General features: G+C 64.4%; 17 protein-coding genes. 10 read left to right on the top strand and 7 right to left on the bottom strand.

Annotation, left to right across the window (positions count from 1 at the left end; genetic code table 11):
* Positions 1–11: 11 nt before the first annotated feature.
* Entirely contained in the window at positions 12–440 is a 429-nt protein-coding gene (locus tag ACIBG0_RS19760) for an ester cyclase (RefSeq protein WP_397034321.1), read from the top strand.
* A gap of 178 nt (positions 441–618) precedes the next feature.
* Here ACIBG0_RS19760 and ACIBG0_RS19755 read toward each other — a convergent pair whose 3' ends face one another.
* On the bottom strand, positions 619–1,119 hold the full coding sequence (locus tag ACIBG0_RS19755) for a DUF6194 family protein (RefSeq protein ID WP_397034319.1): 501 nt from the start codon (positions 1,117–1,119) through the stop codon (positions 619–621).
* Positions 1,120–1,204: 85 nt separating this feature from the next.
* Between ACIBG0_RS19755 and ACIBG0_RS19750 the strand changes: the two genes are divergently transcribed.
* Positions 1,205–1,900, top strand: coding sequence for a MerR family transcriptional regulator (locus ACIBG0_RS19750; RefSeq protein WP_397034317.1), 696 nt, complete (start codon positions 1,205–1,207; stop codon positions 1,898–1,900).
* A 364-nt stretch (positions 1,901–2,264) separates the two neighbouring features.
* Here the strand turns inward: ACIBG0_RS19750 and ACIBG0_RS19745 are convergent, their stop codons facing one another.
* Positions 2,265–2,738: a nuclear transport factor 2 family protein gene (locus tag ACIBG0_RS19745; protein ID WP_397034315.1), complete on the bottom strand. Its 474-nt coding sequence runs from the start codon at positions 2,736–2,738 to the stop codon at positions 2,265–2,267.
* Here ACIBG0_RS19745 and ACIBG0_RS19740 point away from each other — a divergent pair.
* The gene (locus ACIBG0_RS19740; protein WP_397034313.1) at positions 2,737–2,922 is read left to right on the top strand and encodes a hypothetical protein; all 186 of its coding nucleotides are present in this window, start codon (positions 2,737–2,739) and stop codon (positions 2,920–2,922) included. The genes ACIBG0_RS19745 and ACIBG0_RS19740 overlap by 2 nt on opposite strands.
* On the opposite strand, the gene ACIBG0_RS19735 is transcribed toward ACIBG0_RS19740, so the two are convergent.
* The 3 genes from ACIBG0_RS19735 to ACIBG0_RS19725 form a co-directional block, all read right to left on the bottom strand.
* A complete protein-coding gene (locus ACIBG0_RS19735; protein WP_397034311.1) occupies positions 2,912–3,475 on the bottom strand; it encodes a YdcF family protein in 564 nt (187 codons plus the stop codon). The two genes, ACIBG0_RS19740 and ACIBG0_RS19735, sit on opposite strands and share 11 nt — an antisense overlap.
* Before the next feature lie 93 nt (positions 3,476–3,568).
* Positions 3,569–3,823 (bottom strand): hypothetical protein, encoded by a 255-nt coding sequence (locus ACIBG0_RS19730; protein ID WP_397034310.1) that lies wholly within the window; start codon positions 3,821–3,823, stop codon positions 3,569–3,571.
* A 213-nt stretch (positions 3,824–4,036) separates the two neighbouring features.
* Positions 4,037–4,441, bottom strand: coding sequence for a peptidase inhibitor family I36 protein (locus ACIBG0_RS19725; RefSeq protein WP_397034308.1), 405 nt, complete (start codon positions 4,439–4,441; stop codon positions 4,037–4,039).
* 197 nt (positions 4,442–4,638) lie between these two features.
* On the opposite strand from ACIBG0_RS19725, the gene ACIBG0_RS19720 reads away from it, so the two are divergent.
* The 4 genes from ACIBG0_RS19720 (at position 4,639) to ACIBG0_RS19705 (ending at position 8,702) form a co-directional block, all read left to right on the top strand.
* Positions 4,639–5,205: a hypothetical protein gene (locus ACIBG0_RS19720; RefSeq protein WP_397034306.1), complete on the top strand. Its 567-nt coding sequence runs from the start codon at positions 4,639–4,641 to the stop codon at positions 5,203–5,205.
* 275 nt (positions 5,206–5,480) lie between these two features.
* Entirely contained in the window at positions 5,481–7,682 is a 2,202-nt protein-coding gene (helR, locus tag ACIBG0_RS19715) for an RNA polymerase recycling motor ATPase HelR (protein WP_397034304.1), read from the top strand.
* A 261-nt stretch (positions 7,683–7,943) separates the two neighbouring features.
* Entirely contained in the window at positions 7,944–8,249 is a 306-nt protein-coding gene (locus tag ACIBG0_RS19710) for a hypothetical protein (RefSeq protein WP_397034302.1), read from the top strand.
* Between the two features lie 204 nt (positions 8,250–8,453).
* Positions 8,454–8,702, top strand: coding sequence for a hypothetical protein (locus ACIBG0_RS19705; RefSeq protein WP_397034300.1), 249 nt, complete (start codon positions 8,454–8,456; stop codon positions 8,700–8,702).
* 365 nt (positions 8,703–9,067) lie between these two features.
* Here ACIBG0_RS19705 and ACIBG0_RS19700 read toward each other — a convergent pair whose 3' ends face one another.
* On the bottom strand, positions 9,068–9,598 hold the full coding sequence (locus ACIBG0_RS19700; RefSeq protein WP_397034298.1) for an anthrone oxygenase family protein: 531 nt from the start codon (positions 9,596–9,598) through the stop codon (positions 9,068–9,070).
* An 86-nt stretch (positions 9,599–9,684) separates the two neighbouring features.
* Between ACIBG0_RS19700 and ACIBG0_RS19695 the strand changes: the two genes are divergently transcribed.
* Together ACIBG0_RS19695 and ACIBG0_RS19690 are read left to right on the top strand one after the other, a co-directional pair.
* Entirely contained in the window at positions 9,685–10,260 is a 576-nt protein-coding gene (locus ACIBG0_RS19695; protein ID WP_397034296.1) for a TetR/AcrR family transcriptional regulator, read from the top strand.
* A 33-nt stretch (positions 10,261–10,293) separates the two neighbouring features.
* On the top strand, positions 10,294–10,563 hold the full coding sequence (locus ACIBG0_RS19690; protein ID WP_397034294.1) for a DinB family protein: 270 nt from the start codon (positions 10,294–10,296) through the stop codon (positions 10,561–10,563).
* Between the two features lie 44 nt (positions 10,564–10,607).
* Here ACIBG0_RS19690 and ACIBG0_RS19685 read toward each other — a convergent pair whose 3' ends face one another.
* Positions 10,608–11,231, bottom strand: a complete 624-nt coding sequence (locus ACIBG0_RS19685) for a hypothetical protein (RefSeq protein WP_397034292.1) — start codon at positions 11,229–11,231, stop codon at positions 10,608–10,610.
* Between the two features lie 156 nt (positions 11,232–11,387).
* On the opposite strand from ACIBG0_RS19685, the gene ACIBG0_RS19680 reads away from it, so the two are divergent.
* Positions 11,388–12,164, top strand: a complete 777-nt coding sequence (locus tag ACIBG0_RS19680; RefSeq protein WP_397034290.1) for a response regulator transcription factor — start codon at positions 11,388–11,390, stop codon at positions 12,162–12,164.
* Positions 12,165–12,267: the final 103 nt, after the last annotated feature.

Genomic DNA, 12,267 nt, shown 5'->3' with positions numbered 1-12,267 from the left:
GGAGAAGCCACATGTCAACAGCAGCAACTAATAAGGCGGCGTTCAACCGCATCCATGACGCCGTCAACAGCGGCGATCTGGAGGTCATCTCGAAGACGATCGATGAGGTCGTCACGCCGGACATGCTGTTCCACGCGCCGGTGCCGATGGGTACGACGGGGCCACAGGCGCTAAAACAGGTGTGGGCGGTGCTCCTTCGTGCGTTCCCCGATATTCACGTTGCGGTCGAGGATGTGATCGCCGAGGGGGACAAGGTTGTCTTCCGGAACACGGTCACCGGGACCCACCAGGGTGAGTATCGGGGACTGCCGCCAACCGGCAAATCCGTTGCGTACAACGAGATCTTCATCGTCCGCTTCGCCGACGGCCGAATCGCTGAGATCTGGGGTGTCGTCGACGTCTTCTCGCAGCTGCGACAACTCGGCGCCATTCCCACCTAGGTGTAGGAGGGCCAGACGTTGGTGACGCCGGTCGTGAGCCGTGACGCTGATGCGGGCAGCTGACCATTTGTGGTGGCGTCGCCATGCCTCCATCTGGTCGATGGCATCGGCCGGTGTCGCATTGCGATTGTGATGCGGCGCCGACTGCCCTCGATCGACAACAGGGCGTTGCGATGAGTCACCGATCGTTGCCTGAGGTGGTGTCATCGGCGGACGTGGTGGACTTCCGGCGGGCCGTTCGTCGACGCGCCGCGTCATGTGCCTCGTGCAGGAGGCTGACCGCCAGCTCGTGGGTTTGCACGTCCGGGTTGATGATCGAGATCCAGCCCTGTCTGCGATACACAGGATGAGGGAGAACGGCGTCGAGGGCAGTGAAGTCGACCGCCGCCGAACTGGCCTGCGGAGGCGCACCGACGAGTTCGGTGAAGGCGCTGCTGCCGACGTGGATGTTCAGCCGCCAGCGGTCGGGGCGGTCGAGGTCACACGAACTGTCATCGGGGTAGTTCTTCGTCACGATGGTGGCGTAGGGCTGTTCGCGTTGCGGCAGTTGGCCATCGGGCGCGTAATAGAAGAAGTGGTCTCCCCAGGCGATCTTCGGGAACGGGCCGCCATCGGCCGGAGCAAGCTCGAGCACCCCGTCGAAGCCTCGGATCGTCTCGAGAATCTGGTCCATACTCATGGTTCAAGCGTGAACTTGAAGTGCTTATGGAGGGTTGATACATGCTCGAGAACACCTGGCAGCGCAGTTGCTGACTGTCACCGCGGTGGCGGCAGCGACCGGCTACTCGGCCCAGCAGATCCGTGACCTGGAGAGGCTCGGTGTTATCCCCGCCGCAACCCGAGCGGGTAACCGATACCGGCAGTTCTCCGCAGACCACATCCGCGACCTGCACGCCTACCGCGGCCTCGCCTACGCCGTGGGACCGGTCGAGGCTCGTCGCGCGATGCGCACGATCCGCTCACTGCCGCCCGACCAGGCCGCAGCCCTGGTGTGCTCCTTCCACGCACGGCTCAACCAGGAACGAGAACAAGCGCTGGCTGCCCGTGCGGCGTTGAAGGCGATACATGACGAAGCGACAACTGACGCCGACCCGGTCGAAGCAGACGCTATGACCATCACCGAACTGTCCAGGGCGCTCGGGCTGCGAGCTTCAACACTCCGCTTCTGGGAGCAGGTCGGTCTGGTAGCACCCGAACGGATCATCACCCGAGCGGGATCAGCCCGGCGCTACCACCTTGCAGCAATCCGAGACGCCCGCATCACCACGGCCCTGCGAGCCGCCGGCTACCGCATCACCGACGTCCACAAGGCCATCACGGCGATCCGGGACCTCCACGACGTGAGTCACTCGCTCGAGGCACTCGGTAACCGCCTGAACACCATCGCTCAACGACAACTAGCCCTCCTTCGCGCAGCAGCGACACTGTGCGAGATCATCCAACCAACCTCGCAAACCTGAAACACCCCACCAGCCTTCGGCTTCGCGTGAGCAGGCGCCGTCAGCAACGTCCCGGCCCGCAATACCTAGTCCGCGACCGAATCGTCTGCTGCGCGGCTGATTGCCACTGCGCTACCCCTGATCCGGATCGCCCGCTGATTGGCTTGTGCGCCAACGGGTGCCCGAGAACTGGGGTACCGGTCGGGGGTCGGCAGTGTGCGCAGCAGACAGGTTGGCGCCCAACTGGATCCGTCGCTGTTCGCCTATCGGCGTTTCGAATGTTTTCCAGCTTCCGCGCATCTCACTGCAGGCTGTGGCATTCCGCAGGAACGGATTTCGAATGATGTTGGCTGCCAACCAATCCGAGAATTGAGGCCGGGCGGGATCACAATGCGTTCGAGCCGCTTTGGTCGTGCACGGGTATCCGTGGGTCGAAGGCTTGGGCGACGGCGAGGCTGTCTTCGTAGACGTGGTGGCGGGTAACGAGGCCGTTTTCGATGGTCAGGTGTAGCGCGAAACGGGAGCGGTAGGCGCGGCCGGTGGGGCGGGCGGTTTGGCGGATTTCACCGAGTACCACCGCATCTGGGCCGTCGACCAGAATGCGTTCGACCACGGTGCCGACCTCTTCGGGCACATGGTGGTGAGCGATTTCACGGAAATGCGCGGCCGCGTCGGCGCGGGTGGCGCGGTGGCGGATCCATGGGGTGGCGGGTCGGTTGTGCTCATTGTCCGGCCAATTGAGTTTCCAGTCGCTGACCGGGGCATAGAGTGCGGCGGTGGCGTCCGGGTCGCCCGCACCGATCCGGCGCAGCAACTCCTCGACGACAGTCCGAGTGGTGGTCGTCCCGAGTTCGTTCATGCCCGCCACCATGCCCGCGTCGCTGCGGCGCGTCGATTACCTCCGACGTAATACCGCGATCGCCTGGCGTGCAGGCGTGACCGCCCGCATGTGCGTCGCGGTTCTTGCGGTGCGGGTCATCTCGACGATGATGACGCATTGGATCCCGCGCCTGTCGAAATTGCCGATCGAGGTCAACGGCTGATGCCATCGCGCGGGCTTTTCCGGACACGTGAGCGGGCGTCCTTCCACCGGCCGTAGATCGCCACCACTGGCTTTACCAGCATCCACTCACCGAACCGATAATCCGCGCCCCGCACCAGACGCGACGCCAGCTCCGGGCGCTGCTGGGCGAGGTATTGTCGTGCCTTCTCGGCATGGAGGGGAATCGAGACGATTTTGATCCGATCGACGTCCTCCAGGTAGGGGATCGCAAAACTGATGTTCTCCCAAGTAGTGCGGCTTTGGTCTTCCAAAACGAGCTCGCCGCGGTACCCGCGGGTCTGGGTGGCGTATCGGGCCATCAGAGCAGCCTCGGTCTGCGGACCCGCGCACGCTCCTCCGCAGAGCACGAGACGAGTTCTGACCGCGGGGTCGATGGAACGCAGACCTGCGCGTACCCGCCACCGGTTCATGATGTTCGCGCGTGGGCTCGCATTGCGATAGCCGAGAACCACGACGACTTCGGAGGCACCCGTAACCGAACCCACCAGTCTGCGGGATGCGCGCCAGTTCTCCCACTCGCCCCACAGCAGCACGAGTACGAGACCGGTCGTCGAAAGCCAAGTCCGTTTCCGCACGGGATCAGCCAAGCACAAGCCTTTCGAAAGGCCGGTTCGCGACATGGCTTTTCACCGAGATCTCGGCTGCGCCCCCGATGTGGTCCGTTGGAATTCACCATTGAGGCGACCAGGGCAGGTTTCCGGGAACCGGCGGTGCAGGCGGTCGATGAATCGTTGTATTGCGCGCAGCTCGACTACCAGTTCTGCGCGGTATGCCGGGGTGAGGCGCTGGGCGCGTCCCAGTTCACGGGTCAGCGATTCGCCCCGATTCGCCAGCAGTTCCAAGAAGACCTGTGCTTGGGCAAGGTCCGGATCTTCATACATCTGTGCGGCCGTTCTCTATGCGTCGCATGGGATTCCAGGTGGCGTCCCGGCGGTCGCGGCCCTCGACAGCGTGGGAATCGACTGATGCTATCCCGCGGCAACACACTTCGCGATGACTTCGTACCCCTTGATACCCGATCGGTTTCGTCCCCGCGACCGTGCGGACGCTGTATGTGAGTGCGAAGTTACTTCGCACTCACATACCGGCGCGATTCAGCGGCACATCTCGACCGCATCGGCCTTGTTGTCCGCGCTGGACGGCAGGGTGCCCCGAGCGTTGTCCGGGACGGATGCGAGCAGCTGCCAGCGCTCGCCCGTCCAGTTGTACACCGCGACGGTTACCCCGGTGCGGTTCCAGTACGAGGTCAAACGGTCGCCGACGCCACCGTTGCCGATGTCGTGCAGAAAACATTCCGCGTTGTACTGAAAGAGCATGTCGCCGGTCCCGTTGGCGCCGTCCCAGCCACAGAACTTTCCGCCGGGGCAGTCGTAGCTCGGTGTCGCCGATGCCGGGGCGGCCGAGATCATCGCGCCACCCGCCACTGTGCCGAGTGTCAGCACGGCCGCGGCGAGCGGAACCAGACGGCGAACGGCGTTGGCGCGGTAGGTGAGTTTCATGGTGATGTCCTTCGTGAGTATCGGTGTCGGCCTTGCGAGCGGCTTGCCACCAACTCTGTGCCGACACACCAACGACCGACCAACGACCGACTAATCGGCCAGATCAGCGGGCTCAACACCTACTCGGATCGAGTGGAATCCATTGCTGTGCAAGATCGACGCGGCTAGTTGTCCCCGGGTCCTTCTACAATCCCGGCGTGACGCTCAACCTCGCCGACCTGGTCGGCTACACCGATCGCGACCTCGACACCGATCTGGCGCGTTGGTTTCCCGCTGCCGACCTCGTCCAGGTTCCCGAGGAAACCCGGCCGGTGGCACCGTTTCTCGCGCGCCTGGCTGCTGCGGACGCGGCGGCGCTGGCCGCGTTCGATCGTCGGGTGCGCTCGGGCGAGCTGGCGCAGTTCTTGGACATCTTCGACTGGTCCTACGGATTCGATTTCGCCGGAAATGACTGCGGCATCGTTGATTCCGACTACACGACCGAGTTGACCGACGACGATGTGTACTCGATCGGTGCGGACGGCGGCGGCAATCTGTATGTCGTCCTCACCAATGGTCAAGTGGCCGTATGGTTCCACGAGGAGGAGGTGCTCGAAGGCGGCACCCGCTTCGACAATCTCGACGTTTTCCTCTGGTCGTTCGTGCGCTACCGCGCGGTACGCGCCGGGAAGCTCGCGCTCTCCGACATCGAGCCGGACTTCCTGGCGCTCGGCCAAGACGGCGCACTCGAACCGAACCTCGGTCTGCTCAGTCTCATGAAGTAGTGCACCTCCCCATGGAGCAGACATCCCCCGCCATATTCAATCTATAGCGCACCCGGGGGCTTGCGGCAAGACCCCGGTCGTGCCGCAGAATCACTGGCCGAAGCCAGAACCTGCGGAAATGGGAGTCACGAAGTGCGTGTGTTGCTGTCGACGTATGGGTGGCGCGGGGACGTCGAACCGATGGTGGGACTAGTGGCCCCTACGCCGCTGCCCGCTGCGCTCGGTCGAGAAGCGCATTCCGAGTGAATTCGTCGAGCCAGGAGAAGGAGGGGAACTTGACAACGCGAGAGTATGAACTCGAATTGCAGTCCGAGCAGCGCTACGTGGCCGAGCTCTATACGCGACTCGACGCCGAACGCGCGCGAGTGAAGGGCAACTACACCGCCGCGCTGCGCGGAACCGGCGGCACGCCCATGGAACGAGATTTCGAAGTGCGCGCGCTGGCCAAGGAGGCCAAGCGGCTGGACGTGGCCGACAACGGGTTGTGTTTCGGCCGGTTGGACAGTGTTTCCGGCGAACATTCCTATATCGGCCGAATCGGCATCTTCGACGCGGACAACGAGTACGAACCGCTCCTGCTCGATTGGCGGGCGCCGGCGTCGCGCGCGTTCTATGTCGCGACCGCCGCGACACCGGAGAACATGCGCCGCCGCCGCCAGTTCCACACGCGCGGACGTCGAGTTGTCGAATTCACCGATGAGGTGCTCGGCCGCCCGAGTGATGGCGAGCGAGGGGACGCGGCCTTGCTCGCGGCGGTCAATGCGCCGCGCGGTGCGGGCATGCGCGACATCGTGGCGACGATCCAGGCAGAACAAGACCAGATCATCCGGCTCGACCACCCAGGGGTGCTGGTGATCGAGGGTGGCCCGGGCACCGGCAAAACGGTGGTGGCGCTGCACCGCGTCGCGTACCTGCTCTATACCCAGCGAGAGCGGATGGAGCGCCACGGTGTGCTCGTGGTCGGGCCGAATCCGGCATACCTCAACCACATCGGCCGCGTTCTGCCGTCACTGGGCGAGACGAATGTCGTGTTCATGACCACGGGCGATCTAGTGCCCGGTTTGCGCGTTACCGCCGAGGACACCCCGGACGCCGTGCGGCTCAAAGGCTCGCTGAAAATCCTCGACGTGCTCGCGGCGGCCATCGCCGATCGGCAGCGGGTGCCGCAGCATCCGGTGCAGATCGAACTGAAGGACGTCACTGTGCGGATCGACACCGAGACCGCGGAATGGGCGCGGGAGGAGGCACGCGCGAGCGGGCTGCCACACAACGAGGCCCGCTCGGTGTTCAGCGAGATCATCACGTATGTACTCACCGAACGAGCCATCGCCAGGATCGGCCGTGGCTGGCTGACCCGCGAGGACCGCGAAGCATGGGAGAACCTGCGGACGGACCTGGTGGCCGAGCTCGCCGACACCGACCAGTTCACCGCCGCACTCGACGAACTCTGGCCGATACTGACGCCGGAAGCAATACTGGCACAGCTGTATTCGTCCCAGGAACGGTTGCGTGCGGCTGGTGCGGACCAGTCGCTGTGGCGCGCCGATGGTGCGGCCTGGACGGTGTCGGACGTGCCGCTGCTCGACGAATTGGTCGACCTGCTCGGCCGTGACAAGGCGGCCGACGAGGCCGCCGCACGAGCCGCTGAGCGGGAACGCAAGGCCGCGGCCGAGTATGCCGAAGGCGTGTTCGACACTCTCATCGCGCGTGAGGACCTGAACGACGACATCGGCCTGCTCGCCCAGGACATGCTCTACGCCGAGGACCTTGCCGAGCGCTTCCTCGAGCGCGATACCCGTGAACTCGTCGAACGCGCTGCCGCGGACCGGGATTGGACTTATCGACACGTGGTTGTCGACGAGGCCCAAGAACTGTCCGAAATGGACTGGCGGGTCCTGATGCGGCGCTGCCCTGGCCGGTCCTTCACGGTGGTAGGCGATCTCGCGCAACGCCGATCGGTGGCCGGAGCGACCTCATGGGACACGATCTTCGAGTCGTACGTGCCCGGTCGCTGGGTCTACCGGTCGCTGTCGGTGAACTACCGCACCCCGGCGGAGATCATGACCGTCGCCGCCGCACTGCTCGCTGAATTCGCCCCCGGAGTGCAGGCGCCGGAGTCGGTCCGCGCGTGCGGTGTCCAGCCCTGGTCCAGACAGGTTACCGAGGATGAATTGCCCACTGCCATCGCGGGATTCGTACGCGACGAAGCCGATCGCGAAGGCACCAGCATCGTGATCGGCCCAGCGGGCGTGCCGGGCACGGTGCCCGCATCGGAGACGAAGGGGCTGGAATTCGACGCCGTCCTGGTTGTGGAGCCGGAGCGGATCCTCGCCGACGGCCCGCGCGGCGCGGCCGAACTCTACGTCGCCCTGACCCGTGCCACCCAACGCCTCGGCGTGCTGCACCTGGGTCCATTGCCGCAGGCGCTCACTGGACTCGGCACACCCGCTCCGGCCGGTCATCGAAGTTCGGCGTAACCATTTCGCGCGCGATCCCGGACGCGAGATCGGGGCCGCCGTCGACAGTCATCACAGCGGACCGATGCGCGCTCGGCATACGGGGACAACGAATGATGCTGGCTGCCAACCGATCTGCGAGTAAGCGAGCAACCCGCATTCACAGACGTTGTCGATCACTGTCCGAAGGAGTAACGAAGATCGGCAAACAGCAGCTGGTTCAGGCGACGGCGGAGGTGTCCAACTTTGCTCTGGTCAGGCGGTTGCCCGTATGCCAGCAGCGTGAACCGCAGCGATGTGCACCCGCCGTCGACGGCCGTCAGGTTGAAACGCACTTGGTCGTTGGGCCTGCTCGGCCACAACGATGACCACACGACCATTGCGGGTTCATCGGCGTTCAAGACCATCGGGTTCACTTCGTCCGGCAGCAGGTCGAGCCAGGGGCGTGCGCTCGGCTGCCTGGGCTCGGTCAGCGATTTCCAGACCGTGTGTGGGGGTGCGGGCAAAGTCCGCGACCTGGAACCGATCTCCTTCATCCGCGGAGCGTACGCCGCCGCAGCCGCCGAGCCGACTATTGCTCGCCGCTAGCGGGAGTTCGGCCGTCTTCTTGCGCCGAGCAATACTCCTGGACGCGGCGCAGCCATTCGGTGATGAGCGCCTCCACGAGGTCGCCTTGTTCGTGTGGCAGCGCTTGCCCGGCGCGGTTGAGCACAGCGATGAGGCGCCAGCTGGAAACGACAGTAGCGCGCGGAATCGACCCGCGGGGGGCTGCCGATTGCAAGAATCGGGCCCATGTCTTCTGGTGTGGTTTCGACGTTGGTAACGGGTTTGATGCCCTTGCTGGGCGCTGGTCTCGGTGCATCGGCAACGCTTCTGGTGCAACGGAATTCGGCGCGCGAGGCGAAGCTCGAGTTCCTCGCTGAAAGTCGTCTGGCGCATCGGGAAGAACTGAAGTCCGCCATCCTCGACTACTTCGCGACCGCGCAGGACTACAGGGAGAGCTCGATGTCCGAGAGCGAGGCGGCGCTCCGGACGACATGAAGCGCATGATCGAGAGCGTCTGGCTAGCGGAGAAGCGGGTCGAGCTCATCTGCTCAGATGCCTTGCGGGACCGTGTGGTCGCCCATGCCCGGGGCCTGCACGACGCTGTGCGCGACCCTGTGGCCTAGCCCGATTGGTGGGCACATTGTCGGCCACTTCAATCCGACTTGATATCGCAAGCAAAAGCAGAGCTCGCGCGCAATCACGATTGGTGACCAGACTCGAGACCACCTCGTACCATTCCGCGAGGTTCATTCTGCTGGGCAGAGGGCTCCGAGCAGCCGCCATCGAGCACGTGGATACGTCGAATGATGCTTGCTGCCATGAAAATCCGGGCGCATCGACCCGCGTTGGCGGACAGTGCGTCACGGGGTCGCTACGGAGGCCTCGGCCGAGGGTTCGTCCGCGGCTGAGCTCGGGCGCGGGGCCTCGTTGTGGGGCCGGATGGCGCCGACGACGACCGTGATCACCAGGATGAATGCGAGAAGTGCGCAGCCGGTTCGGGTGAAATGGAACAGTTCCCAACGCCGGAGGATGTCGGCATAGTCGCTGGGCGGGGTCCCCACCGCCCACTGCTTGATCTGCTGGTTGATCGGTACGTTCCCGAAGCGGGTCACCAGGAAGGAGAGGAATGTCAGCGCCGAGGCGCCCGCCGCGCCCCACCGCGGCCATGACTTCGACAGCACCGCGAGCACCAGCGTGCTCAGGACAGCGAGCCCCATCAGCGACTGCATCACCGGCCCGTTGACCCGCATCAGCGCGGTATGAAAGGTGAACCGAACATCAAGGGGTACTTCGCGAAACGCGTACAGCACGTTCACCGCGCCGTACCCGAACGCCCCGGCGAGCAGGCCGGGGAACAGCAGTGCCGCGGCCCGAACGGATTTCGACAACATCGGAACTCCCATCTCGATATCGCAACATCGAGTTGCGATATGGTCAGCATGCCCGGGTTATGCCGATATCGCAACAAGGAGTTGCAATGAGTTCTGCCGCACCCCTCGGACGCGGACCGAAAGTGCGTGCCGCCGTGCTCGCCGCGGCCGTCGAGGAGCTGAGCGAGCACGGGTACGCCGCGTTCACCGTCGAGAACGTCGCCCAGCGTGCCGGTGTGCACAAGACCACCGTCTACCGGCGGTGGGCCGACCGGGATGCCCTGATCGCCGATGCGCTGGCCGAGAGCGTCGAAGCGGAAATCCCTATCCCCGAGACGGGTTCGATAGAGGACGACCTTCGCGCGTTGGCGCGCGGTCTGGTCGCGTGGATCGGTAGCCCGTCCGGTCGGGCGGTCCTCGCTGTCATGCTCTCCAATGCTGCGCCACCCGACCGGACGCGCCATGCTTTCCGCGACCGCATCCGCAAGGCGCTGCCCGTCGCGACGCGTGCGGTCGAACGCGGCGAACTCCCCGCTGGCACGAACCCCGTCGAACTGATCAAAACGCTTGTGGCGCCGATCTATTTCCGTGTGCTGATTACCCGTGAGCCGGTGAACGACAGCACCGCCGACGCGGCCGCCGCGGTGGCGTTGACCGCGGCGCGCGCCGGTCTGTTCGGCTGAGCCCGGTCGAAGTGGAGCGTGACGATCGACCCCATGCGCGGACACACCCCACCGGACCGTACCGAGATCATGTGGCCGGGACCGGGACCCGCGAGCATTGACTGGCTGCACAATCTGCGCCAGGACTGGCTGCAGGTCCTCGACCGATCCGATCTAGACGCGCCAACCGCATTTCCATGGCAGAACGACCCCGACAAATCCGTGGCTCACGCCATCGCGTGGGTGAACGCCGAACTGATGAAGAATGCCACCGAGATCGGACAGCTGCGACTACTGCGGGCGGCTAGCGGTCACCGCCCGTAATGGCTGATGCGGATCCTCGGAATCGTCTCCGGGTGTGTCGGGCGTCAGTAGTACGGCGCATAGCCTTCGACGCGGACGAGGACATAGCCTGCGCTGTAAGCGGAGTCGATGGTGGTCTGATCGACTGCGACGATATTGTCCTGGCGCGATTCGCTCCAGAACTGATACAGCGGGCGTGTGCCGGGCTCCTGGCTGGTGTTGATGTATCCCTGAATGCCGATGTGGGTATATCCGGCACTGTAGGCGGAATCGATACCTGCCTGTGTCGCTGTGCTGAAGTTGTCCTGGCGGCTGTTGCTCCAGAACAGGTGCAGCGGTACGGTTCCCGGCTGCTGGGTCTCGTAGACGAAGGCTTCCTTGCGGATGGGCAGGTAGCCGGCGGCGGTGGCGCTGTTCTCGTCGTTGCGGTTGCCAGTGGTGAAGTTGTCGCCGCGGTCCGGATTCCACCAGGTGTAGAGCGGGTACAGCGACGCAACGTCCGCCTGCGCGGCGGGTGCGGCAGTGAGAGTGGTCCCCGCTATGCCTGCGGCAGCTAAGAGCGTGGCCGCCGAGATCGCCAGCCGCTGACGACGGGAACGTGCATCTCGGTGCGCCCCCGATATCGAGCCTGTTGTTACCCTGATCCGTCGCATCATGATTCTCTCTCCCCTTTTCGAGTCTCCCGACACCTACGGCCTCAGTTTCCTCGAAAGCGCTTGTCGGTCAACTGGTTACGTGCAATACAACGGTAGTTTTCGCGCCGCGCCGACTGCTATACGCAGACTTGCGTATAGCAGTCTTGTCTTTCGGCTGATATGCGAGATCTGTTGGTGGACAATGCAGGAGTGTCCGATCGGCCGGGTGGGGTTGCCAAGAAGATTCACGACTTAGCGTTGGAGATCATCACCGAGAAACAGCCGGTGCGGGTCTGGCCGCTATTGATGCACAGGTTGACCACCGACCTGCCATGCGACCTGGCCGTGCTGGTCGACTTGAACTGGAACGCAGGCACCGGTCACGCGCTCACCGGTGCCCCGGACTGGTTGCACGAGGCCCCACTGGACGCACTCATCCACGCGCACATGCGATCCCATCCGTTGCTTCGACATTACGCAGACACTCGGGACCTGACACCGCTGAGCATGGACGAGGTCACCGACGACGGTTGGTGGAAAGGAGAGGGGTATCGCGCCGGTAAGGAGGCCATCGGTATCGACCGCCAACTCGCTTTGCCGCTGTCCACGCGGCCTGGCCGAATCCGAAGTGTCATCATGAGCCGCAGCGGTGTGGGATTCAGCGATCGCGACCTCGAATACGCCGTGCTCGCCAGATCACTGCTCGACACCGTCGAAGCCCACGAGACAGTTGTCATCGCCTACACGGGACCGGGGGACCCCACCGAACACAAGATCACTCCACGTGAGCTGGCAGTCCTGACCCTGCTGTGCGAAGGCCTGACCGCTCGTGCCATCGGCACCAGACTCGCGATTACGCAAGCGACGGTGTCCAAGCACACCGAGAACATCTACCGCAAACTCGGCGTACGCGACCGCATTTCGGCATTGCGCAAAGCGCACAGTCTCGGCCTCGTCCCACCCCGCCTGTTCGCGGAATCCGAGTAGCTCTAATCTGGGCGCTGTCGAAGTTCACGCGCATCTGCGGGCCGATCATCTCGGCGTCCATCAATAGCTGTGCAGGAGTAGCACGGTGGGCCCCGGAACCGCC

It is taken from the genome of Nocardia sp. NPDC050630, from assembly GCF_044457245.1.
Lineage (GTDB): Bacteria > Actinomycetota > Actinomycetes > Mycobacteriales > Mycobacteriaceae > Nocardia.
The sequence above is the reverse complement of the archived record's forward strand: the minus strand, read 5'-3'. Positions and strand labels throughout refer to the sequence as shown.